This window comes from Streptococcus mitis, from assembly GCF_009496155.1.
Taxonomy (GTDB): Bacteria; Bacillota; Bacilli; order Lactobacillales; family Streptococcaceae; genus Streptococcus; species Streptococcus mitis_BQ.
Genome location: NZ_WIJP01000007.1, coordinates 94,079 through 115,196, shown reverse-complemented (window position 1 = coordinate 115,196; position 21,118 = coordinate 94,079). Strand labels below are relative to the sequence as shown.

The 21,118-nt window shown below is 43.1% G+C and carries 23 protein-coding genes; 21 read left to right on the top strand and 2 right to left on the bottom strand.

The features are described 5' to 3' along the window. Window positions 1-10: 10 nt before the first annotated feature. From gtfA to asp5, 4 genes are read left to right on the top strand one after another with little or no spacing between them, the layout of a single operon-like run. A complete protein-coding gene (gene gtfA / locus GEZ84_RS05865; RefSeq protein ID WP_153223849.1) occupies window positions 11-1,522 on the top strand; it encodes an accessory Sec system glycosyltransferase GtfA in 1,512 nt (503 codons plus the stop codon). Continuing rightward, window positions 1,515-2,852, top strand: a complete 1,338-nt coding sequence (gene gtfB, locus GEZ84_RS05860) for an accessory Sec system glycosylation chaperone GtfB (protein WP_153223848.1) — start codon at window positions 1,515-1,517, stop codon at window positions 2,850-2,852. Before gtfA ends, gtfB begins: the two co-directional genes overlap by 8 nt. A 1-nt stretch (window position 2,853) precedes the next feature. Then, window positions 2,854-3,033 carry an accessory Sec system protein Asp4 gene (asp4, locus tag GEZ84_RS05855; protein WP_001278708.1) on the top strand — a complete coding sequence of 60 codons (180 nt, stop codon included), beginning with the start codon at window positions 2,854-2,856 and terminating at the stop codon, window positions 3,031-3,033. A gap of 4 nt (window positions 3,034-3,037) precedes the next feature. Then, complete coding sequence (gene asp5 / locus GEZ84_RS05850; protein ID WP_153223847.1) at window positions 3,038-3,262, top strand: accessory Sec system protein Asp5; 225 nt, start codon at window positions 3,038-3,040, stop codon at window positions 3,260-3,262. 50 nt (window positions 3,263-3,312) lie between these two features. On the opposite strand, the gene GEZ84_RS05845 is transcribed toward asp5, so the two are convergent. Together GEZ84_RS05845 and sstT are read right to left on the bottom strand one after the other, a co-directional pair. After that, window positions 3,313-4,266 carry an aromatic acid exporter family protein gene (locus GEZ84_RS05845; protein WP_153223846.1) on the bottom strand — a complete coding sequence of 318 codons (954 nt, stop codon included), beginning with the start codon at window positions 4,264-4,266 and terminating at the stop codon, window positions 3,313-3,315. Between the two features lie 67 nt (window positions 4,267-4,333). Continuing rightward, a complete protein-coding gene (gene sstT, locus GEZ84_RS05840; protein WP_153223845.1) occupies window positions 4,334-5,539 on the bottom strand; it encodes a serine/threonine transporter SstT in 1,206 nt (401 codons plus the stop codon). 151 nt (window positions 5,540-5,690) lie between these two features. Between sstT and GEZ84_RS05835 the strand changes: the two genes are divergently transcribed. From GEZ84_RS05835 to rsmB, 17 genes are all read left to right on the top strand, one after another. After that, on the top strand, window positions 5,691-6,257 hold the full coding sequence (locus GEZ84_RS05835; protein WP_001154855.1) for a mechanosensitive ion channel family protein: 567 nt from the start codon (window positions 5,691-5,693) through the stop codon (window positions 6,255-6,257). Between the two features lie 51 nt (window positions 6,258-6,308). Further along, complete coding sequence (locus GEZ84_RS05830; RefSeq protein WP_153223844.1) at window positions 6,309-7,217, top strand: magnesium transporter CorA family protein; 909 nt, start codon at window positions 6,309-6,311, stop codon at window positions 7,215-7,217. Between the two features lie 14 nt (window positions 7,218-7,231). Further along, complete coding sequence (locus GEZ84_RS05825) at window positions 7,232-7,759, top strand: YqeG family HAD IIIA-type phosphatase (protein WP_000963747.1); 528 nt, start codon at window positions 7,232-7,234, stop codon at window positions 7,757-7,759. A gap of 2 nt (window positions 7,760-7,761) precedes the next feature. Continuing rightward, entirely contained in the window at window positions 7,762-8,868 is a 1,107-nt protein-coding gene (yqeH, locus tag GEZ84_RS05820; protein WP_153223843.1) for a ribosome biogenesis GTPase YqeH, read from the top strand. 213 nt (window positions 8,869-9,081) lie between these two features. Further along, entirely contained in the window at window positions 9,082-9,393 is a 312-nt protein-coding gene (gene yhbY / locus GEZ84_RS05815; RefSeq protein ID WP_000060169.1) for a ribosome assembly RNA-binding protein YhbY, read from the top strand. A gap of 50 nt (window positions 9,394-9,443) precedes the next feature. Then, a complete protein-coding gene (locus GEZ84_RS05810) occupies window positions 9,444-10,073 on the top strand; it encodes a nicotinate-nucleotide adenylyltransferase (protein WP_153223842.1) in 630 nt (209 codons plus the stop codon). After that, window positions 10,073-10,666, top strand: a complete 594-nt coding sequence (gene yqeK / locus GEZ84_RS05805) for a bis(5'-nucleosyl)-tetraphosphatase (symmetrical) YqeK (protein WP_153223841.1) — start codon at window positions 10,073-10,075, stop codon at window positions 10,664-10,666. The genes GEZ84_RS05810 and yqeK overlap by 1 nt, the downstream gene beginning before the upstream one ends. Further along, window positions 10,667-11,167 (top strand): cysteine hydrolase family protein, encoded by a 501-nt coding sequence (locus GEZ84_RS05800; protein WP_153223840.1) that lies wholly within the window; start codon window positions 10,667-10,669, stop codon window positions 11,165-11,167. Window positions 11,168-11,179: 12 nt separating this feature from the next. After that, window positions 11,180-11,533 (top strand): ribosome silencing factor, encoded by a 354-nt coding sequence (gene rsfS / locus GEZ84_RS05795; RefSeq protein WP_084974231.1) that lies wholly within the window; start codon window positions 11,180-11,182, stop codon window positions 11,531-11,533. 110 nt (window positions 11,534-11,643) lie between these two features. Next, a complete protein-coding gene (locus GEZ84_RS05790; protein ID WP_153223839.1) occupies window positions 11,644-12,384 on the top strand; it encodes a class I SAM-dependent DNA methyltransferase in 741 nt (246 codons plus the stop codon). A gap of 9 nt (window positions 12,385-12,393) precedes the next feature. Next, window positions 12,394-13,491, top strand: coding sequence for a nucleotidyltransferase (locus GEZ84_RS05785; RefSeq protein ID WP_153223838.1), 1,098 nt, complete (start codon window positions 12,394-12,396; stop codon window positions 13,489-13,491). 190 nt (window positions 13,492-13,681) lie between these two features. Next, complete coding sequence (locus tag GEZ84_RS05780; protein ID WP_153223837.1) at window positions 13,682-15,295, top strand: ribonuclease Y; 1,614 nt, start codon at window positions 13,682-13,684, stop codon at window positions 15,293-15,295. 138 nt (window positions 15,296-15,433) lie between these two features. Further along, a complete protein-coding gene (gmk, locus tag GEZ84_RS05775; RefSeq protein ID WP_000775041.1) occupies window positions 15,434-16,060 on the top strand; it encodes a guanylate kinase in 627 nt (208 codons plus the stop codon). A 24-nt stretch (window positions 16,061-16,084) separates the two neighbouring features. Beyond that, window positions 16,085-16,399 (top strand): DNA-directed RNA polymerase subunit omega, encoded by a 315-nt coding sequence (gene rpoZ, locus GEZ84_RS05770; protein ID WP_000979235.1) that lies wholly within the window; start codon window positions 16,085-16,087, stop codon window positions 16,397-16,399. 65 nt (window positions 16,400-16,464) lie between these two features. Further along, window positions 16,465-18,861 (top strand): primosomal protein N', encoded by a 2,397-nt coding sequence (locus tag GEZ84_RS05765; protein ID WP_153223836.1) that lies wholly within the window; start codon window positions 16,465-16,467, stop codon window positions 18,859-18,861. 12 nt (window positions 18,862-18,873) lie between these two features. Beyond that, the gene (fmt, locus tag GEZ84_RS05760; RefSeq protein ID WP_153223835.1) at window positions 18,874-19,809 is read left to right on the top strand and encodes a methionyl-tRNA formyltransferase; all 936 of its coding nucleotides are present in this window, start codon (window positions 18,874-18,876) and stop codon (window positions 19,807-19,809) included. Then, window positions 19,802-21,115, top strand: a complete 1,314-nt coding sequence (rsmB, locus tag GEZ84_RS05755; protein WP_319946431.1) for a 16S rRNA (cytosine(967)-C(5))-methyltransferase RsmB — start codon at window positions 19,802-19,804, stop codon at window positions 21,113-21,115. Before fmt ends, rsmB begins: the two co-directional genes overlap by 8 nt. The last annotated feature ends 3 nt before the right edge of the window (window positions 21,116-21,118 follow it).

Sequence of the window (21,118 nt, the reverse complement as noted above, 5' to 3'; positions counted from 1 at the left end):
AGAGGAAAATATGACAATATACAATATAAATTTAGGACTTGGATGGGCTAGTAGCGGTGTTGAATACGCCCAAGCCTATCGTGCTGGTGTTTTTCGGAAATTAAATTTCCCTTCTAAGTTTATCTTTACAGATATGATTTTAGCCGATAACATTCAGCACTTAACAGCCAATATTGGTTTTGATGATGATCAAGTAATCTGGCTTTATAATCATTTTACAGACATCAAGATTGCACCGACTAGCGTGACAGTGGATGATGTTTTGGCTTATTTCGGTGGTGAAGAAAGTCACAGAGAAAAAAATGGCAAGGTTTTGCGTGTCTTCTTTTCTGATCAAGATAAGTTTGTCACCTGTTATTTGGTGGATGAGAACAAGGACTTGGTTCAACATGCCGAGTATGTCTTTAAAGGAAAACTGATTCGTAAGGATTACTTTTCTTATACGTGTTATTGTAGCGAATACTTTGCTCCCAAGGACAATGTTGCAGTCCTATACCAACGAACTTTTTACAATGAAGACGGGACTCCAGCCTATGATATCTTGATGAATCAAGGGAAGGAAGAAGTTTATCGTTTCAAGGATAAGATTTTCTATGGGAAGCAAGCTTTTATGCGTGCCTTTATGAAATCCTTGAATTTGAACAAGTCTGATTTAGTCATTCTGGATAGGGAGACAGGTATTGGACAGGTTGTGTTTGAGGAAGCACAGGCAGCGCATTTAGCGGTAGTTGTTCATGCGGAGCATTATAGTGAAAATGCTACAAATGAGGATTATATCCTTTGGAATAACTACTATGACTATCAGTTTACAAATGCAGATAAGGTTGACTTCTTTATTGTATCAACTGATAAGCAGAGAGAAGTTCTGCAAGAGCAATTTGCTAAATACACCCAGCACCAACCAAAGGTTGTTACCATTCCTGTAGGAAGTATTGATTCCTTGACCGAGTCAAGTCAAGGACGTAAGCCATTTTCATTGATTACAGCTTCACGTCTTGCCAAAGAAAAACACATTGATTGGTTGGTCAAGGCGGTCATTGAGGCTCGTAAGGAAATACCTGAACTAACCTTTGATATTTATGGTAGTGGTGGAGAAGATTCTCTGCTTAGAGACATTATTGCAACTCATCAGGCTGAGAATTATATCCAGCTCAAGGGCCATGCGGAACTTTCGCAGATTTATAGCCAGTATGAGGTCTATTTGACGGCTTCAACTAGCGAAGGATTTGGTTTGACCTTGATGGAAGCTATTGGTTCAGGTCTACCCTTAATCGGTTTTGATGTGCCTTATGGGAATCAGACCTTTATAGAAGATGGTCAAAATGGTTATTTGATTCCAAGTTCATCTGATCATGTAGAAGACCAAATCAAGCAAGCTTATGCAGCTAAGATTTGTCAATTGTATCAAGAAAATCGTTTGGCGGATATGCGTGCCCATTCTTACCAAATTGCAGAAGGCTTTCTAACCAAAGAAATTTTAGAAAAGTGGAAGAAAACAGTAGAGGAGGTGCTCCATGATTGAACTTTATGATCGTTATAGTCAGGAAAGTCGAGATTTACATGAAAGTCTAGTCGCTACTGGTCTTTCTCAACTTGGAGTGGTCATTGATGCAGATGGTTTTCTGCCTGATGGTCTGGTTTCTCCTTTTACCTATTATCTAGGTTACGAGGATGGAAAACCTCTTTATTTTAACCAAGTTCCTGTTCCAGCTTTTTGGGAAATTTCAGGAAATAATCAGTCTGCTCGTATTGAAGATATGACACAGGAGAGAGCCGTCATTCATTATGCTGATGGAATGCAGGCTCGCTTGGTTAAACAGGTAGATTGGAAAGACTTGGAAGGTCGAGTACGTCAGGTTGACCACTATAATCGCTTCGGAGCTTGCTTTGCTACAACGACCTATAGCGCAGATAGTGAGCCGATTATGACAGTTTACCAAGATGTCAATAGTCAGGAAGTGTTACTTGAAAACCATGTGACGGGTGATATCTTATTGACTTTGCCTGGTCAGTCCATGCGTTACTTTGCAAATAAGGTTGAATTTATCACTTTCTTTTTGCAAGATTTGGAAATAGATACAAGTCAGCTTATCTTTAATACCTTGGCGACGCCTTTCTTGGTTTCCTTCTATCATCCAGATAAATCAGGTCATGATATCCTGGTGTGGCAGGAACCTCTCTATGATGCCATTCCAGGCAATATGCAGTTGATTTTGGAAAGTGATGATGTGCGTACTAAGAAAATCATTATTCCAAACAAGGCGACTTATGAACGTGCTTTAGAGTTGACTGACGAGAAATACCATACTCAGTTTGTGCATTTGGGGTACCATTATCAGTTTAAACGTGATAATTTCCTTCGAAGAGATGCCTTAATCTTGACTAATTCAGATCAGATTGAGCAAGTGGAAGCAATCGTAGAAGCCCTGCCTGATGTCACTTTCCGTATTGCAGCGGTGACAGAGATGTCTTCTAAGCTCTTAGATATGCTTCGCTATCCTAATGTGGTCCTTTACCAGAACGCTAGTCAACAGAAGATTCAGGAGCTCTATCAACTGTCGGATATTTACTTGGATATAAACCACAGCAATGAGTTGTTGCAGGCGGTGCGTCAGGCCTTTGAGCACAATCTCTTGATTCTTGGATTTAACCAAACGGTACACAATAGACTCTATATCGCTCCTGATCATCTATTTGAAAGTAGTGAAGTTTCTGCTTTGGTTGAGACCATGAAACTGGCCCTTTCAGATGTTGATCAAATGCGTCAGGCACTTGGCAAACAAGGCCAACATGCCAACTATGTTGACTTGGTGCGATATCAGGAAACCATGCAAACTGTTTTAGGAGGCTAACATGTCAGACGAAGATTTATTTTACAAAGACGTTGAAGGTCGCATGGAAGAGTTGAAACAAAAACCTATCAAGAAGGAAAAAGAAACCCGAGGGGAAAAGATTAGTAAAACTTTTTCACTCTTACTGGGGTTGATGATTCTGATTGGTTTACTCTTTACTTTACTGGGAATTTTGAGGTAGGCCTATGATTGATATACTGATTGTTTTAGCTATTGTCCTATCTCTTGCTTTGATTGTATTGGTAACCATACAACCCCGTCAAAATCAATTATTTTCTATGGATGCGACAAGTAATATTGGTAAACCAAGCTACTGGCAGAGTAACACCTTGGTAAAGATCCTCACTTTATTGGTGAGTTTGGCTTTATTCGTTTTACTATTAGCCTTTATGGTAATAACTTACAAATAAAAGAAAACTTCAGATATTCACTTTTTGTGATTTGTCTGAAGTTTTCTTTTTTACTGTCCATATTTTTGGTAAAAGTCAACTTTTACTTGGATGAAGGTTTTGGCTTCACGTAGGAGTTGGAGGAGTGTGGCGCGGGTTTCAAATTCTTCTCTTGTCTTGGGCAGACTGCGATTACGGAAGACTTCCAGATAGCGTTCAATTTCATCTAGTAAATCAGAAGCAGGATTGGTCTGGCTCAATTGACCAGCAATTTTTGAAAAGAGTTGCGCTAAAATCAAACTTTCGCTGGCAGCTAGGTGACAGGTGTTGATTTGCTGGGCCATATTTCGCAGGATACGACTTTGTCGCTGTCTCATCTCAAAGTAGTGGATATGGTAGTCAGTTTGGTGAAAGAAGTGGTCAGAGTGATCCAAGTAGACCAGTCTGAGGGCTTCTTCCAAAAGGGTGTCCAATTCTTCAACCAACTGTGCTCGGTTGCGTCCATCCCCTCTGGATAAATAATATTTGAAGCGCTGGAGAATATCTTTTAACTTTTCTTCAACCATTGTGTAGTAGAGCTGAATTTCCTTTTCTCGTGAAGGCATGTAGAGATTAACCAGTAGGGCAAATCCTGTACCGATAGCAAAGAGAAGGAATTCATTGACTAGAAGGTCTAGAGAGGTTGACTCTTGTACCAAGAGATGGCTAACCAAAACGCTACTTGGTGTGATGCCAATTTCCCAGCCCATCTTGTAGGCTAGAGGAACGTATAAGGCAAGATAGAGGCCAAGGCTCCAGATATGAAATCCGCTCAAGTGAAAAGCTAGAACACCGATATCCAGAGCTAGAAGCATGGAAAAAAGACGATTGCGAGCCAGTTTTAAAGTACTTCTACGAGTATCAGATAGGCTCAAGAGAGCGATGATTCCAGCCGAGACAGCTGAGGAGAGATTGAGAAAATAAGCAAGAAGGCAGGCAAGACAGGTAGCTAAGATGAGCTTGGTCGTACGTTGGCTAATAGACATATGGATTTCCTAGTAGGTTAGTATAAAAGCGGAAAAGACAAGACCTGAGCAGGCTTGCCTTTATGAGTTATTTTTTACGGGCTGCTGCGTATTCGGCAACGGCAGTAAAGAGGACGTCTGTAGAAGAGTTGAGGGCTGTCTCACATGAGTCTTGGATAACTCCAATCACAAATCCAACACCAACAACTTGCATGGCAATATCGTTAGAAATACCAAAAAGGCTACAAGCAACTGGGATAAGAAGGAGGGAACCGCCCGCAATACCAGAAGCACCACAGGCAGAGATAGCTGCTACTACACTGAGGACAAAGGCTGTAGCAAAGTCAACAGGGATTCCAAGAGTATTTACTGCAGCAAGGGTTAAAACGTTGATGGTAATAGCGGCTCCTGCCATGTTGATAGTAGAACCAAGTGGGATAGAAACTGAATAGGTATTTGGATCTAGTCCAAGGTCGTGGCAAAGTTTCATGTTGACAGGGATGTTAGCCGCAGAACTACGAGTGAAGAAGGCTGTCACACCGCTGACACGCAAACATTTCCAAACGAGAGGATAAGGATTTCTCTTCATAAAGAGGAAGGCAATCAATGGATTGACTACTAAGGCCACAAAGAACATAGTTGTCACCAAGAGGGCAAGCAAGATTCCATAGTTGGCTAGACTGCCGATTCCCTTATCAGAGATGGTTTTAAAGACAAGGCCAAGGATTCCAAACGGAGCTAGGTTGATGATCCATTCGACAATTTTAGAAGTCACATCAGCCATGGTTTTCAGCAATTCTTTACTATTTTTGCTGGCTTCTCTCATAGCAATACCGAAAACAACTGCCCAAGATAGGATACCGATGTAGTTGGCTGTGACAAGGGCATTAACTGGATTGTCAACCAGTTTGAGCAAGAGGTTGCTGAGGACCTGTCCAATCCCATCTGGTGGAGCAATATCGGTATTAGCGCTATTTAGGGTAATTTCAACAGGTACGATGAAACTTGCTAGTACAGCGATAAGGGCAGCGGCAAAGGTTCCCACCAAGTAAAGGAAGATAACGGTTTTCATATTGCTATCTTGTCCCTTTTGATGTTGGGAAAGGGCATTGGCAACGAGGGCAAAGACCAGAATGGGTGCGATGGCTTTAAGGCCACCAACAAAGAGATCTCCTAGCAGGCCAATTCCTGAAACGTTAGGAAGTGTCAGTCCTAGGGTTCCTCCAATAAGCATACCAATCAAGATACGTTTGATTAGGCTTGCCTTATTCCAAGCATGAATGAATTTTTTCATAATAATCTCCTTTGTTGTGTAATGTTTATGATTATAGTATAAATATGAACTAAAATCAAGAATTTTCTGTCTATTTTTGAAATTATTTTTGAATATTTATGGAGAATGACACTTTATGAAAGTATGGTATAATAAATGAAAGGAGTTTTCTATGCAAGAATTTATTCAAACCTATCTCAATAAGCTTGATGTTACAGCGATTATCGAGAATATCTTGACCAAGGTACTTTCTCTTTTATTCTTATTTTTACTCTTCTATATAGCTAAGAAATTGCTCCATACCATGGTGCAGAGAATTGTTAAACCTTCTCTAAAAATGTCTCGTCATGATGTCGGACGTCAGAAAACCATCTCACGCCTGTTAGAAAATGTGTTTAATTATACCCTTTATTTCTTTTTACTTTACTGTATCTTGTCGATTTTAGGTTTGCCAGTTTCTAGTTTGCTGGCAGGTGCTGGAATTGCTGGGGTGGCGATTGGTATGGGAGCCCAAGGATTTCTGTCTGATGTCATCAATGGCTTTTTCATCCTCTTTGAACATCAACTGGATGTGGGAGATGAGGTCGTTTTGACAAATGGCCCTATTACTGTATCGGGTAAGGTCGTGAGCGTCGGCATTCGAACAACGCAACTCAGAGGAGAAGACCAGGTTCTGCACTTCGTTCCCAATCGGAATATCACCGTTGTCAGCAATTTCTCTCGTACAGACCAGGCCTGAAATGTTAGCAGATTTATGGTACAATAGAAAGAGTTTGGTAAAGGAGAGAAGATGTTTTTAGAAAAACAGTTGGGCAATGGTTGCGCTTGGATTAACCTAGATTTAGACAAGTTGAAAAAACTAGAGGATCTTTCTGAAATCTACGGTTTGGATAAGGAAACCATTGAATACGCACTGGATAGAAATGAGCGTGCCCACATGGATTATCACCGTGAAAATGGGACTGTGACCTTTATCTACAATGTCTTGAACTTGAAAAAGGATAAGGCCTACTATGAAGCCTTTCCCATGACCTTTATCGTGGAACATCGTCGCCTGATTACCATTAGTAATACCAAGAATGCCTATGTCATTGAACAGATGACCTGTTATCTGGATAGTCATGACACGCTTTCGATTTACAAGTTTCTCTTTGCCAGTCTGGAAATCATCAGCAATGCCTATTATCCTGTCATCGAGCAGATGGACAAGAGTAAGGATGAGGTCAATGGCCTCTTGCGTCAGAGAACTACAAAGAAAAACCTCTTTGCTCTTTCCGACTTAGAAACTGGTATGGTTTACCTCACTGCGGCTGCCAAGCAAAATCGCATGTTGCTGGAACATATTCAAGGACATGCCCTCTATCGCAGTTTTAACGAGATTGAGAGAGAACAGTTTGATGATGCCATGATTGAGGCTCATCAGCTGGTGTCCATGACGGATTTGATTTCTCAAGTTCTCCAACAACTATCAGCATCTTACAATAACATCCTAAACAATAATCTGAATGATAATTTGACAACCTTGACCATCATTTCAGTTTTGCTAGCGGTTTTGGCAGTCGTGACAGGATTTTTCGGAATGAATGTTCCCCTACCTTTAACAGATGAACCCCATGCTTGGCTCTACATCAGTTTAGCCAGTGCAGGGTTATGGATTGTTTTGTCATTATTATTAAGGAAAATTGCGAAAAAAAGTTAAGAAAAGGAGCCAGAATGGCGATTGAAAATTACATGCCAGATTTTGCTGTGGAAGCAGTCTATGATCTGACAGTCCCAAGCCTGCAGGCGCAGGGAATCAAGGCTGTTTTGGTCGATTTGGACAATACCCTCATTGCTTGGAACAACCCTGATGGGACGCCAGAGATGAAGCAATGGCTACATGACCTTCGGGACGCGGGCATTCGCATCATCGTGGTCTCAAATAACACTAAAAAACGGGTCCAACGAGCAGTTGAGAAGTTTGGGATTGATTACGTTTATTGGGCTCTGAAGCCCTTCACATTTGGAATCGACCGTGCCATGAAGGAATTCCACTATGAGAAAAGCGAAGTGGTCATGGTTGGCGACCAGCTCATGACAGATATTCGAGCAGCCCACCGTGCTGGCATTCGCTCGATTTTAGTCAAACCCTTGGTCCAACATGATTCGATCAAAACGCAGATTAACCGAGCTCGTGAGCGCCGTGTGATACGAAAAATCACTGAAAAGTACGGACCGATTACATATAAAAAAGGAATTTAACTATGGAAGAAATTCTCTGTATTGGTTGTGGAGCAACCATTCAGACGACAGACAAGACTGGTCTTGGCTTTACCCCCCAGTCGGCACTAGAAAAAGGTTTGGAGACTGGCGAAGTCTATTGCCAACGTTGTTTCCGTCTCCGCCACTACAATGAAATTACGGATGTCCAGTTGACGGACGATGATTTCCTCAAGCTCTTGCACGAGGTGGGAGACAGTGATGCCTTAGTGGTCAATGTTATTGATATCTTTGACTTTAATGGCTCGGTCATCCCAGGCTTACCACGTTTTGTATCGGGCAATGATGTCCTCTTGGTGGGAAATAAAAAGGATATCCTGCCCAAGTCTGTTAAATCGGGCAAGATTAGCCAGTGGCTCATGGAGCGTGCCCACGAAGAAGGACTTCGTCCAGTCGATGTCGTCCTAACTTCAGCCCAAAACAAGCAGGCCATTAAGGAAGTCATTGACAAGATTGAATACTATCGTAAGGGCCGCGATGTCTATGTGGTCGGTGTAACCAACGTTGGAAAATCAACTCTGATCAATGCCATTATCCAAGAAATCACGGGTGACCAAAATGTCATCACGACTTCGCGTTTCCCAGGGACAACCTTGGACAAGATTGAGATTCCGCTTGATGACGGATCTCATATCTACGATACACCGGGGATTATCCACCGTCACCAGATGGCTCACTACTTGACGGCCAAAAACCTTAAGTATGTCAGCCCCAAAAAGGAAATCAAGCCTAAAACCTATCAGCTCAATCCTGAACAAACCCTGTTTCTAGGCGGTCTCGGACGCTTTGACTTCATTGCAGGTGAGAAGCAAGGATTTACAGCTTTCTTTGACAATGAACTCAAATTGCATCGTACCAAGTTAGAAGGCGCTAGTGCATTTTACGACAAGCACATCGGAACCCTTCTAACACCACCAAATAGCAAGGAAAAAGAAGATTTTCCAAAACTAGTCCAGCATGTCTTTAATATCAAGGACAAAACTGACTTAGTCATCTCAGGACTAGGCTGGATCCGTGTAACAGGCACCGCCAAAGTCGCCGTCTGGGCACCAGAAGGCGTCGCAGTCGTCACACGAAAAGCCATTATTTAAAATAAAATCACTGAGCGAACAAAGTGAGCTCATACAGAGATAGTTATTGCCGTGGTGTGATTGCCAATCTTTAGATTGGCAAAGGGCACAATTGAGACCAAGGCTCAATTGTGAGGTCAGGAAATCCATTTTTCAAAGATGAAATCTTTGGAAAATTAGTTACGACCGTCCCCCACCACCTAAAATAACTATCAAAAAATAAGGAAGAAAATTATGTCATTAACATCAAAACAACGTGCCTTCCTCAACAGCCAGGCACATACCCTCAAACCCATCATCCAAATCGGGAAAAATGGACTCAACGACCAAATTAAAACCAGCGTTCGCCAAGCTCTTGACGCACGCGAATTAATCAAAGTAACGCTTTTGCAAAACACAGATGAAAATATCCATGAAGTAGCTGAAATTTTGGAAGAAGAAATCGGTGTGGATACAGTCCAAAAAATCGGACGCATCTTGATTTTGTTTAAACAATCCAGTAAGAAAGAAAATCGCAAGATTTCTAAAAAAGTCAAAGAAATCTAAAAACCTACTCCAAACAACTGTTTTTACAGAGGAATAAAGGAGACGAGCCTATGGCAATCGAATTATTAACTCCCTTTACCAAGGTAGAGTTGGAGCCAGAAATCAAGGATAAGAAACGTAAGCAAGTGGGGATTTTAGGGGGGAATTTTAATCCTGTTCACAATGCCCATCTCATTGTTGCAGATCAAGTACGCCAGCAGTTGGGACTGGATCAGATTCTGCTCATGCCTGAATACCAACCTCCTCACGTAGATAAAAAGGAAACCATACCTGAGCACCATCGTCTCAAGATGCTTGAATTGGCGATTGAGGGGATTGAGGGCCTAGCCATTGAAACCATTGAGTTGGAACGTAAGGGCATTTCCTACACCTACGACACCATGAAAATCTTGACAGAGCAACATCCAGATACGGATTATTACTTCATCATCGGTGCCGATATGGTAGACTATTTACCTAAGTGGTATAGAATTGATGAACTGGTAGATATGGTTCAGTTTGTGGGAGTTCAGCGCCCACGCTACAAGGCAGGGACTTCCTATCCAGTTATCTGGGTGGATGTGCCTCTCATGGATATCTCGTCTAGCATGGTGCGTGACTTCATTGCCCAAGGTCGGAAACCCAACTTTCTCCTACCTCAGCCAGTGCTAGACTACATCGAGAAGGAGGGGCTCTACTGATGGCCTATCAAGACTATATCAACTGCTCCCGTGAGGCTTTGTTGGAAAAAATGGCAGAGCTTCTACCTGAGAAACGGTTAACCCATTGCTTGGGAGTAGAGCGTGCAGCTATAGAACTGGCTCAGCGATTTGGAATCGATACTGAGAAAGCAGGACTAGCAGGTCTTCTTCATGACTATGCTAAAAAGCTGTCAGATCAGGAATTTCTAGACTTGATTGATCGTTATCAGCTGGATCCTGACCTCAAAAACTGGGGCAATAATGTCTGGCATGGTATGGTCGGAATTTACAAGATTCAGGAAGATTTGGATTTACATGATTCTGAAATCCTGCGAGCCATTGAAATCCATACAGTCGGGGCTGATCAGATGACAGACCTAGATAAGGTCATCTATGTCGCAGACTATATCGAGCACAATCGTGCCTTTCCTGGAGTGGACCAGGCACGTGAGATTGCGAGTCTATCGCTCAATAAGGCAGTGGCCTATGAAACAGCTCGTACTGTGGAGCATCTAGCCCATCAGGGATTCCCCATCTATCCCCAAACCCTTGAAACCTATAACGCCTTTGTGCACTATTTGAAAGAGGACTAAATGAAGACGGTTTTTATAATCATTGATGTTCAGAATATTTTAGTGGAAACAGGTTTTAAGACAGAGAGACTATTGGAAAAAATTTCTTATTTACAAAACCAAGCTAGAAGCAAGAATATTGAAATTATCTATGCTCAACACATTGAGACCCCTGAAGCTCAAACATCAGAAGATTGGCAGTTATCTGCGCTTTTAAATCGAAAACCTGATGAAAAGGTCTTCCAGAAGAAGTATAATAGCATTTTCAAAGAAACTGGCTTAAAAGAATACTTGGATAAACAGGGGATTGAAAAATTAGTTTTATGTGGTATGCAGACAGAATATTGTGTGGATACCTCTGTCAAGGTTGCCTTTGAATATGGCTATCAGCTTATTATTCCAGAAGGTGCTGTCACAACCTTTGATGGGGATGACATTCCAGCAGAAACGATAAATGAATTTTATGAGGACATTTGGGAGGAGCGCTTTGCAGATGTCCTAGACTACAAACATATTTTCTAAAAAGAGGACTAAATGAACGAAAAAGAATTACTAGAACTAGTCGTGAAAGCGGCTGATGAGAAACGTGCGGAGGATATCCTCGCACTTGATGTACAAGATTTGACCAGCGTGACAGACTACTTTGTGATCACTAGCTCAATGAATAGCCGTCAGTTGGACGCTATCGCTGACAATATCCGTGAAAAAGTAGCGGAAGCAGGTTTTAAAGGAAGCCATGTCGAAGGCGATGCAGCTGGAGGCTGGGTATTGCTGGACCTCGGTGGGGTTGTTGTGCATATCTTCTCAGAAGAAATGCGTGCCCACTATAACCTAGAAAAACTCTGGCATGAGGCGGATTCTGTAGATATTTCAGAAGCCTTAGCATAGGAGATAAACTCAGTTGTAGTCAACTGGGTTTCTTTGCTTATTTTAGAAGAAAATGGATAGAAAGGTGAGGGCTACTGGTGTTTACCATGGAGCTCTTAGTATCATGTTTTATGGCAACTTATGAAACCTTTGCGGCTGTTTACGATGCTGTGATGGACGATAGTTTATACGACAAATGGACGGATTTTTCTCTGCGTCACTTGCCTAAGACCAAGGAGAGAAAGAAACTTTTGGAATTGGCTTGTGGGACAGGGATTCAGTCTGTGCGCTTCTCTCAGGCTGGTTTTGATGTGACTGGACTGGACTTGAGTGCAGATATGTTGAAAATTGCCGAAAAGAGAGCGGCTTCAGCCAAGCAAAAGATTGATTTTATTGAAGGTAATATGCTGGATTTGTCCAAGGCAGGTAAATATGACTTTGTCACTTGTTATTCTGACTCAATCTGCTACATGCAGGATGAGGTGGAAGTAGGGGACGTTTTTAAAGAAGTCTATAATGTCCTCAACGAAGACGGAGTTTTCATCTTTGACGTGCACTCGACCTACCAGACAGATGAAGTTTTTCCAGGCTATTCTTACCATGAAAATGCGGAAGATTTTGCTATGTTATGGGACACCTACGAGGATGCGGCGCCTCACTCCATCGTGCATGAGTTGACCTTCTTTATCAAGGAGTCTGACGGCTCCTTTAGTCGCCACGATGAAGTACATGAGGAGAGGACTTATGAGGTTCTGACCTATGATATCTTGCTGGAACAGGCTGGTTTCAAGTCCTTCAAACTCTATGCGGACTTTGAGGACAAGGAACCAACAGAAACCAGCGCCCGTTGGTTTTTTGTGGTGCAGAAGTAGGAGATTACCATGACCATCACAGGTATTATCGCGGAGTTTAATCCGTTTCATAATGGGCACAAATACCTGCTGGAGCAGGCTGAGGGACTAAAAATCGTGGCTATGTCTGGGAATTTCATGCAGCGTGGAGAGCCTGCGATCGTGGACAAGTGGACACGGGCCCAGATGGCACTGGAAAATGGAGCGGATTTGGTAGTGGAATTGCCCTTTTTAGTCAGTGTTCAGGCAGCGGATTTCTTTGGTCAAGGTGCTGTGGATATCTTAGCCCAGTTAGGGATTGATAGCCTCGCTTTTGGGACGGAGGAAGTTCTGGATTACCAAAAAATCGCTGACTTATACACAGAGAAAGGTGCTGAGATGGAGAAATTTGTGGGAAATCTGCCTGATTCTCTCTCCTATCCTCAGAAAACTCAAGCCATGTGGAAGGAATTTGCAGGTCTTGATTTTTCTGGCAATACGCCCAATCATGTTCTTGCGCTTGCTTATGCTAAAGCAGTAGCGGGACGCAACATCAAACTCCATCCGATTCAGCGTCAGGGGGCAGGTTACCATTCTGTGGATAAGAATGTGATCTTTGCTTCGGCGACAGCTCTGCGTCAGCATCAGTCAGACCAAGATTTCTTAGAACGCTTTATGCCTTCTGTTGCCCTCTTTGAGCAGGCTAGTAAGGTGAGCTGGGATGACTATTTTCCTTTGCTGCGCTACCAAATCTTGTCAAATCCAGACCTAACCGCCATCTATCAGGTAAATCAAGAAATGGCTGTGCGTATCAATGATGTCATCAAGACAGCCCAGTCTGTGGAAGAATTGGTCGAAGCGGTTGCGACCAAGCGTTATACCAAGGCGCGTGTTAGACGCCTCTTGGCCTATATTTTGGTGCAAACTAGAGAAAGTGACTTGCCAGAAGCCATTCATGTTCTTGGTTTTACCGAAAAAGGCAGACAACATCTCAAGTCTCTGAAAGGGCAGGTCGATCTAGTCAGCCGAATTGGCAAAGAACCTTGGGATAGCATGACCCAAAAGGTAGACCAGATTTACCAACTGGGAAATCCAAGTATAGCAGAGCAGAATTTTGGAAGAGTGCCGATTAGAATAGAAAAGAACTAAGTCTACTGAAAGGTGGGCTTTTCTAAAATCTCTACTAACATTACTATTTCTAAATAACAAGTTTATTTTAGTGAATGTGTTCCAATTTCCTCAAAACATATTCTATTTTAGGTTTGTGAAAATCACTTTTTTATGGTAGAATGTAAAAGAATGTATGTCATTCGGAATAACAATAAAATGAGGTAAAAACATGGAAATCATGTCGCTTGCGATTGCTGTTTTTGCCGTCATCATTGGTTTAGTCATTGGATATGTCAGCATCTCAGCTAAGATGAAATCATCTCAGGAAGCTGCAGAGTTGATGCTTTTAAATGCTGAACAAGAAGCAACTAATTTACGTGGACAAGCTGAGCGTGAAGCGGATTTACTTGTTAATGAAGCCAAACGTGAAAGCAAGTCTCTTAAAAAAGAAGCACTATTGGAGGCCAAAGAAGAAGCCAGAAAATACCGTGAAGAAGTGGACGCTGAATTCAAATCAGAACGTCAAGAACTCAAGCAAATCGAAAGTCGTTTGACAGAGAGAGCTGCTAGCCTTGATCGTAAGGACGACAATTTGACGAGTAAAGAACAAACACTTGAACAAAAAGAACAAAGTATTTCTGATAGAGCAAAAAACCTTGATGAACGTGAAGAGCAATTAGAGGAAGTCGAAAGACAAAAAGAAGCTGAACTAGAACGTATTGGTGCTCTGTCTCAGGCAGAAGCACGAGATATTATCTTGGCACAGACAGAGGAAAACTTGACCAAGGAGATTGCCAGCCGTATTCGCGAAGCTGAGCAAGAGGTCAAGGAACGTTCTGACAAAATGGCTAAGGACATTCTGGTTCAAGCTATGCAACGTATCGCTGGTGAATATGTGGCGGAGTCAACAAACTCAACAGTTCATCTGCCAGATGATACTATGAAGGGACGCATTATTGGTCGTGAAGGTCGTAACATTCGTACCTTTGAAAGTTTGACAGGGGTCGATGTTATTATCGACGATACGCCAGAAGTGGTGACCTTGTCAGGTTTTGATCCGATTCGTCGTGAAATTGCCCGTATGACTATGGAAATGTTGCTCAAGGATGGTCGTATCCACCCAGCTCGTATCGAAGAGTTGGTTGAGAAAAACCGTCAAGAGATTGACAATAAGATCCGTGAATACGGTGAGGCTGCTGCCTATGAGATCGGTGCGCCGAACCTTCATCCAGATTTGATGAAGATTATGGGACGTTTGCAGTTCCGTACTTCATATGGACAAAATGTCTTGCGTCATTCGATTGAAGTTGCTAAGTTGGCTGGTATTATGGCTAGTGAGCTTGGTGAAAATGCGGCTCTTGCCCGTCGTGCTGGATTCCTTCACGATATCGGAAAAGCCATTGACCGTGAGGTTGAAGGTAGCCACGTTGAAATCGGTATGGAACTGGCACGTAAGTACAAGGAACACCCAGTTGTGGTGAATACGATTGCTAGTCACCACGGAGATGTTGAAGCTGAGAGTGTCATTGCAGTGATCGTCGCAGCAGCAGATGCCTTGAGCGCGGCTCGTCCAGGTGCTCGTAGTGAGTCTCTTGAAAGCTACATCAAGCGTCTTCATGATTTGGAAGAAATTGCAAATGGCTTTGAAGGGGTACAAACTAGCTTTGCCCTTCAAGCAGGACGTGAAATCCGTATCATGGTCAATCCAGGACAAATCAAGGACGACAAAGTCACAATCTTGGCTCACAAAGTTCGTGAGAAAATTGAAAACAATCTCGATTACCCAGGAAATATCAAGGTAACCGTGATTCGCGAGCTTCGTGCAGTAGATTATGCTAAATAAATAAGAAAGAGCAGTTGAAAAATTACTGCTTTTTTGTTACACTAGATAGAAAGACTGTAGAAGGATAGTTTGTGCAAAATGCTACTATCTGAAGGGAAATCTTATTTTATTTTTACAGACTGACTAAAAGGAGACACAATGGCAGACCGAGGCTTACTAATCGTATTTTCTGGTCCTTCAGGGGTTGGAAAAGGAACGGTTAGAAGAGAGATTTTTGAGAGTTCTGAAAACCAATTTCAATACTCTGTATCGATGACGACACGCGCACAACGTCCTGGAGAAGTGGACGGTGTTGATTATTTCTTCCGTACTCGGGAAGAGTTTGAAGAGCTGATTCGTCAAGGACAGATGTTGGAATACGCAGAATATGTCGGCAACTACTATGGAACTCCTCTGACCTATGTCAATGAAACCTTGGACAAGGGAATTGATGTCTTCCTTGAAATTGAAGTTCAGGGTGCTCTTCAGGTTAAGAAAAAAGTTCCAGATGCTGTCTTTATCTTCCTGACACCACCAGATTTGGATGAATTGCAAGATCGTTTGGTAGGACGTGGAACAGACAGTGCTGAAGTGATTGCCCAACGAATCGAAAAAGCCAAGGAAGAAATTGCTCTCATGCGTGAGTATGATTATGCGATTGTCAACGATCAGGTGCCCCTAGCTGCTGAGCGTGTCAAACGTGTGATCGAAGCAGAGCACTTCCGTGTGGATCGTGTCATTGGTCACTATCAGGAGATGTTACCAAAGTCTCCAACTACTCGATAAAATTTAGAAAATAGGTACAAGCAAATGATGTTAAAACCCTCTATTGATACCTTGCTCGACAAGGTTCCATCAAAATATTCACTCGTAATCTTGGAAGCAAAACGTGCCCACGAATTGGAAGCAGGTGCGCCAGCAACTCAAGGTTTCAAATCTGAAAAATCAACTCTTCGCGCTTTAGAAGAAATCGAATCAGGAAACGTTACAATTCACCCAGATCCAGAAGGAAAACGTGAAGCGGTGCGTCGCCGTATCGAAGAAGAAAAACGCCGCAAAGAAGAAGAAGAAAAGAAAATCAAAGAGCAAATCGCTAAAGAAAAAGAAGATGGTGAAAAAATTTAAGGTTGGGGGGACTCAATCTTATTTTTTCTATTGCAAGAATGTACTGACAAGGAGGAGGTGAGAAGATGGCGATAGCCAATATTATCGTAGATGTGCCCTTGATGCAGACGGATCAGCCCTATAGTTACAAGATTCCTGAGGAATTTGAGGGAATGCTGGAAGTTGGGATGCGGGTTCATGTGCCTTTTGGTAAGGGAAATCGCCTGATTCAAGGGATTGTTCTTGGTTTGGAGTCTCAATCAGACGAAGAAGAGATAGAGCAAGATTTAAAAGATATTGCTGAGGTGCTGGATTTTTCTCCTGTTCTCACGCAAGAACAACTCTGGCTGGCTGAGGAGTTACGCAAATCTGTCTTCTCTTATAAAATTTCCATCCTCAAGGCTATGTTACCAGGATTTCTGAACTCCAGCTATGACAAGATTCTCTATCCTCTGGCAGGTCTGAGTCAGAAAGACCGAGAGCGCTTGTTTGGTTCAGAGGATTCGCTTGCCTTTTCTTCTCTGGATTTAGGCAAGCAAGCTGAAATGATGCGTTTGACTAGAAAAGGCTTACTTGGTCTGGAATATCAGGCGATTGACCAAAAGAAGGTCAAGACCCAGTCCTGGTATGAGGTAAATCTTGCTCAATTAGAAAGTGTAGAGATCTCTACGCGTGCTAAGAAAAAATTGGAATTGAGAGACTATTTGCTGTCTCATCCTGAGAGTGCTTCCTTGGCTAGTTTGCTAGAGTCCTATTCGCGAGAGCAAGTCAACTTCTTTGTGGAACAAGGTGCTGTTACCATAGTTCAAAAGGAAGTGCAACGCTCGGCTACTTATTTTGAAGGCATTGAGGCAAGTCGGCCTTTGGAGTTGAATCCAGAGCAAAGACAGGCGCGTGATGCGATTGTGAGTGCGATTGGTAGTCATCGGCCTCCCTTCCTCCTTCAAGGAATTACAGGAAGTGGGAAGACGGAGGTTTACTTGCAGATTATCCAAGGAGCTTTGGACAAGGGCAAGACAGCTATTTTGCTGGTACCTGAGATTTCTCTGACTCCACAGATGACGGAGCGTTTTATTGCTCGATTTGGTGAGAAAGTGGCCATCCTTCATTCAGGTCTGTCCAATGGTGAAAAGTATGATGAATGGCGCAAGGTGGAGCGTGGAGACGCTCAAGTTGTTGTTGGCGCCAGATCGGCCATTTTTGCTCCACTGAAAAATCTGGGTGTCATGATTATCGATGAGGAGCATGAGGCGACTTATAAGCAGGACAGCAATCCTCGTTATCATGCCAGAGAGGTGGCTATTTTACGGGCTCAGTACAATCAAGCGACCCTGGTGCTTGGGTCTGCGACACCGAGCTTAGAGAGCCGTGCGCGTGCTGGAAAAGGTGTCTATCAACACTTACGTCTGACCCAACGAGCTAATCCTTTAGCTACGATTCCTGAGGTTCAAGTGATTGATTTTCGGGACTATATCGGACAAAATGAGACGTCAAACTTTACGCCCCCTTTGCTTGAAGCTATCCAAGACCGTCTGGCTAAAAAAGAACAGGTGGTTCTCATGCTCAATCGCCGTGGTTATTCTAGCTTTGTCATGTGTCGGGAGTGTGGGACGGTAGATACTTGTCCCAACTGTGACATTTCCCTGACCTTGCACATGGACACCAAGACTATGAATTGCCATTATTGTGGTTTTTCGAAGGATATTCCTCAGGTCTGTCCTAACTGTAAGAGCCGCAGCATTCGTTACTATGGGACGGGAACTCAGAAGGCTTATGACGAGCTGGCAGAAGTCTTTCCCCAGGCCCGCATTCTGCGAATGGATGTGGATACGACGCGCAAGAAAGGCAGTCACCAAGCTCTACTTGACCAGTTTGGACGAGGGGAAGCAGATATTTTGCTTGGAACTCAGATGATTGCCAAGGGTTTGGATTTTCCCAATGTGACCCTAGTCGGAGTGCTCAATGCGGATACAGCCTTGAATTTGCCTGATTTCCGTTCTTCTGAGAGAACCTTCCAGCTCTTGACTCAGGTGGCAGGTCGTGCAGGTCGAGCTGAAAAAGCTGGTCAGGTCTTAATTCAGTCCTATAATCCGCAACATTATGCTATTCGATTTGCCAAGGATCAGAACTATGAAGGCTTTTATGCCTATGAAATGGGGATTCGACGACAACTTGGCTATCCCCCTTACTATTTCACCATTGGTATTACCCTTTCTCACAAGAAGGAAGAAGAGGTGGTCAAACGTGCCTATGAAGTCATGAACATTTTGCGGTCAGGCTTGTCAGAGACCAGTAACATTCTTGGGCCAACGCCCAAACCTATTGCCCGCACCCACAACCTTTATCATTATCAGATTTTAATTAAATATCGTTTAGAAGATGAGTTGGGGCCGACCCTCAACCAGGTCTTGGCCTTGACTCAAGAACGGGAAAATAGTGAGCTCCGTCTCAGCATTGACCATGAGCCACAGCAATTTTTATAAGAAGGAGAAGATATGACAAAACTAATCTTTATGGGGACACCCGACTTTTCAGCAACAGTCTTAAAAGGACTTTTGACAGATGACCGTTACGAAATTCTAGCCGTTGTAACCCAGCCAGACCGTGCTGTTGGGCGAAAAAAAGTTATCCAAGAAACCCCAGTCAAGCAGGCTGCCAAGGAAGCAGGGCTTCCGATCTACCAACCTGAAAAATTATCTGGAAGTCCTGAGATGGAAGCTATTATGAATTTAGGAGCAGATGGAATTGTGACTGCTGCTTTTGGGCAGTTTCTCCCAAGTAAACTCCTTGATAGCATGGATTTTGCGGTCAATGTTCACGCTTCCCTCCTTCCTAAACACCGTGGTGGTGCTCCGATCCATTATGCCTTGATTCAAGGGGATGATGAAGCTGGTGTGACCATTATGGAAATGGTCAAGGAAATGGATGCAGGGGATATGATTTCTCGTCGCAGTATTCCTATAACAGATGAGGACAATGTCGGCACCTTGTTTGAGAAATTAGCTCTTGTTGGTCGTGATTTGCTTTTGGACACTTTGCCTGCCTATATTGCTGGGGAAATCCAACCTGAACCGCAGGATCCAAGTCAGGTTAGCTTCTCGCCAAATATCAAGCCAGAGGAAGAAAAACTAGATTGGACTAAGACCAATCGTCAACTCTTTAACCAAATCCGTGGAATGAACCCCTGGCCTGTTGCCCATACTTTCCTCATGGGCGACCGCTTTAAGATTTATGAAGCCTTACCAGTAGAAGGTCAGGGAAATCCAGGTGAGATTCTCTCTATTGGCAAGAAAGAATTGATTGTTGCAACGGCAGAAGGGGCTCTATCCCTCAAACAAGTGCAACCAGCTGGTAAACCTAAGATGGACATCGCTTCCTTCCTCAATGGAGTTGGACGGACATTGACTGTAGGAGAACGATTTGGTGACTAAAGTAGAAACGGCGAGAAGTTTAGCCCTAGCGGTATTAGAGGATGTCTTCATCAATCAAGCATACTCAAACATCGCCTTAAATAAGCATCTTAAGGGAAGTCAACTTTCGGCAGCAGACAAGGGCTTGGTGACCGAGATGGTCTATGGAACGGTAGCCCGTAAACTGACTCTGGAATGGTACCTATCCCACTTTATCGAAGACAGAAATCAGTTAGACAGCTGGCTCTACGTCCTTCTTCTCATGAGTGCCTACCAACTCAGCTATCTGGACAAGATTCCAGACCATGCTGTGGTTAATGAAGCGGTGGAATTAGCCAAATTTCGTAAAAAAGGCAGCGAAAAATTGGTCAACGCCGTCCTTCGTCGTATTCTACGTGAAGGCTGGCCAGATATTGCCAGTATCAAACGAAAAAACAAGCGTGATTCCATTGCCTATTCTCTTCCAGTTTGGTTGGTGTCTAAGCTCAAGGAAGAATACGGAGAAGAGCGAGCGCAAGCTATTTTTGAAAGTCTTTTGGTGCGAAACAAGGCTAGCATCCGCGTGACTGATTTAAGCAGAAAAGAGGAAATCCAAGCCTTGTTAGAGGCGACTGAGTCTTCTTTGGCATACACAGGTCTCGTCAAGGAGCAGGGGCATTTTGCAGGTCATGATTTGTTTGCGGAGGGAGCCATTACCATTCAAGACGAATCTAGTCAATTGGTTGCTCCGACGCTTGATTTACAAGGTAATGAGCAGGTTCTAGATGCTTGTGCGGCTCCAGGTGGAAAAACAGCCCATATTGCCTCTTATCTTACGACAGGTCAGGTTACTGCTCTGGATCTTTATGATCATAAGCTGAGCTTGATCCAAGAAAATGCAGAGCGTTTAGGTGTGGCAAACCGTGTCCAAACCCAAAAATTGGACGCCAGAAAGGTTCATGAGTATTTTAGTAAGGATTCTTTTGACAAGATTTTGGTAGATGCCCCTTGTTCTGGGATTGGACTTTTAAGACGAAAACCAGACATAAAATACAATAAAGAAACGGCAGATTTCGCGTCCTTACAGGAAATTCAGCTAGAAATATTAGGTAGTGTTTGTCAAACACTAGGCAAAGGTGGTATAATAACTTATAGTACCTGTACTATTGTCTCAGAGGAGAATTTTCAAGTCGTTGAGGCCTTTTTAGAAAGTCATCCTGAGTTCGAGCAGGTAAAACTAGAGCATGAATGTAAGGATATCATGAAAGACGGCTGTATCCTCATTACACCTGAATTGTATGGAAGTGATGGATTCTTCATCAGTCAATTTCGCAAGATATCGGATTAGGAA

What these genes read in the sequence shown, in the direction of transcription:
- gtfA (WP_153223849.1), top strand. Translation starts at nt 11, where the DNA reads ATGACAATATACAATATAAATTTAGGACTTGGATGGGCTAGTAGCGGT.
- gtfB (WP_153223848.1), top strand. Translation starts at nt 1,515, where the DNA reads ATGATTGAACTTTATGATCGTTATAGTCAGGAAAGTCGAGATTTACAT.
- asp4 (WP_001278708.1), top strand. Translation starts at nt 2,854, where the DNA reads ATGTCAGACGAAGATTTATTTTACAAAGACGTTGAAGGTCGCATGGAA.
- asp5 (WP_153223847.1), top strand. Translation starts at nt 3,038, where the DNA reads ATGATTGATATACTGATTGTTTTAGCTATTGTCCTATCTCTTGCTTTG.
- GEZ84_RS05845 (WP_153223846.1), bottom strand. Translation starts at nt 4,266, where the DNA reads ATGTCTATTAGCCAACGTACGACCAAGCTCATCTTAGCTACCTGTCTT.
- sstT (WP_153223845.1), bottom strand. Translation starts at nt 5,539, where the DNA reads ATGAAAAAATTCATTCATGCTTGGAATAAGGCAAGCCTAATCAAACGT.
- GEZ84_RS05835 (WP_001154855.1), top strand. Translation starts at nt 5,691, where the DNA reads ATGCAAGAATTTATTCAAACCTATCTCAATAAGCTTGATGTTACAGCG.
- GEZ84_RS05830 (WP_153223844.1), top strand. Translation starts at nt 6,309, where the DNA reads ATGTTTTTAGAAAAACAGTTGGGCAATGGTTGCGCTTGGATTAACCTA.
- GEZ84_RS05825 (WP_000963747.1), top strand. Translation starts at nt 7,232, where the DNA reads ATGGCGATTGAAAATTACATGCCAGATTTTGCTGTGGAAGCAGTCTAT.
- yqeH (WP_153223843.1), top strand. Translation starts at nt 7,762, where the DNA reads ATGGAAGAAATTCTCTGTATTGGTTGTGGAGCAACCATTCAGACGACA.
- yhbY (WP_000060169.1), top strand. Translation starts at nt 9,082, where the DNA reads ATGTCATTAACATCAAAACAACGTGCCTTCCTCAACAGCCAGGCACAT.
- GEZ84_RS05810 (WP_153223842.1), top strand. Translation starts at nt 9,444, where the DNA reads ATGGCAATCGAATTATTAACTCCCTTTACCAAGGTAGAGTTGGAGCCA.
- yqeK (WP_153223841.1), top strand. Translation starts at nt 10,073, where the DNA reads ATGGCCTATCAAGACTATATCAACTGCTCCCGTGAGGCTTTGTTGGAA.
- GEZ84_RS05800 (WP_153223840.1), top strand. Translation starts at nt 10,667, where the DNA reads ATGAAGACGGTTTTTATAATCATTGATGTTCAGAATATTTTAGTGGAA.
- rsfS (WP_084974231.1), top strand. Translation starts at nt 11,180, where the DNA reads ATGAACGAAAAAGAATTACTAGAACTAGTCGTGAAAGCGGCTGATGAG.
- GEZ84_RS05790 (WP_153223839.1), top strand. Translation starts at nt 11,644, where the DNA reads ATGGCAACTTATGAAACCTTTGCGGCTGTTTACGATGCTGTGATGGAC.
- GEZ84_RS05785 (WP_153223838.1), top strand. Translation starts at nt 12,394, where the DNA reads ATGACCATCACAGGTATTATCGCGGAGTTTAATCCGTTTCATAATGGG.
- GEZ84_RS05780 (WP_153223837.1), top strand. Translation starts at nt 13,682, where the DNA reads ATGGAAATCATGTCGCTTGCGATTGCTGTTTTTGCCGTCATCATTGGT.
- gmk (WP_000775041.1), top strand. Translation starts at nt 15,434, where the DNA reads ATGGCAGACCGAGGCTTACTAATCGTATTTTCTGGTCCTTCAGGGGTT.
- rpoZ (WP_000979235.1), top strand. Translation starts at nt 16,085, where the DNA reads ATGATGTTAAAACCCTCTATTGATACCTTGCTCGACAAGGTTCCATCA.
- GEZ84_RS05765 (WP_153223836.1), top strand. Translation starts at nt 16,465, where the DNA reads ATGGCGATAGCCAATATTATCGTAGATGTGCCCTTGATGCAGACGGAT.
- fmt (WP_153223835.1), top strand. Translation starts at nt 18,874, where the DNA reads ATGACAAAACTAATCTTTATGGGGACACCCGACTTTTCAGCAACAGTC.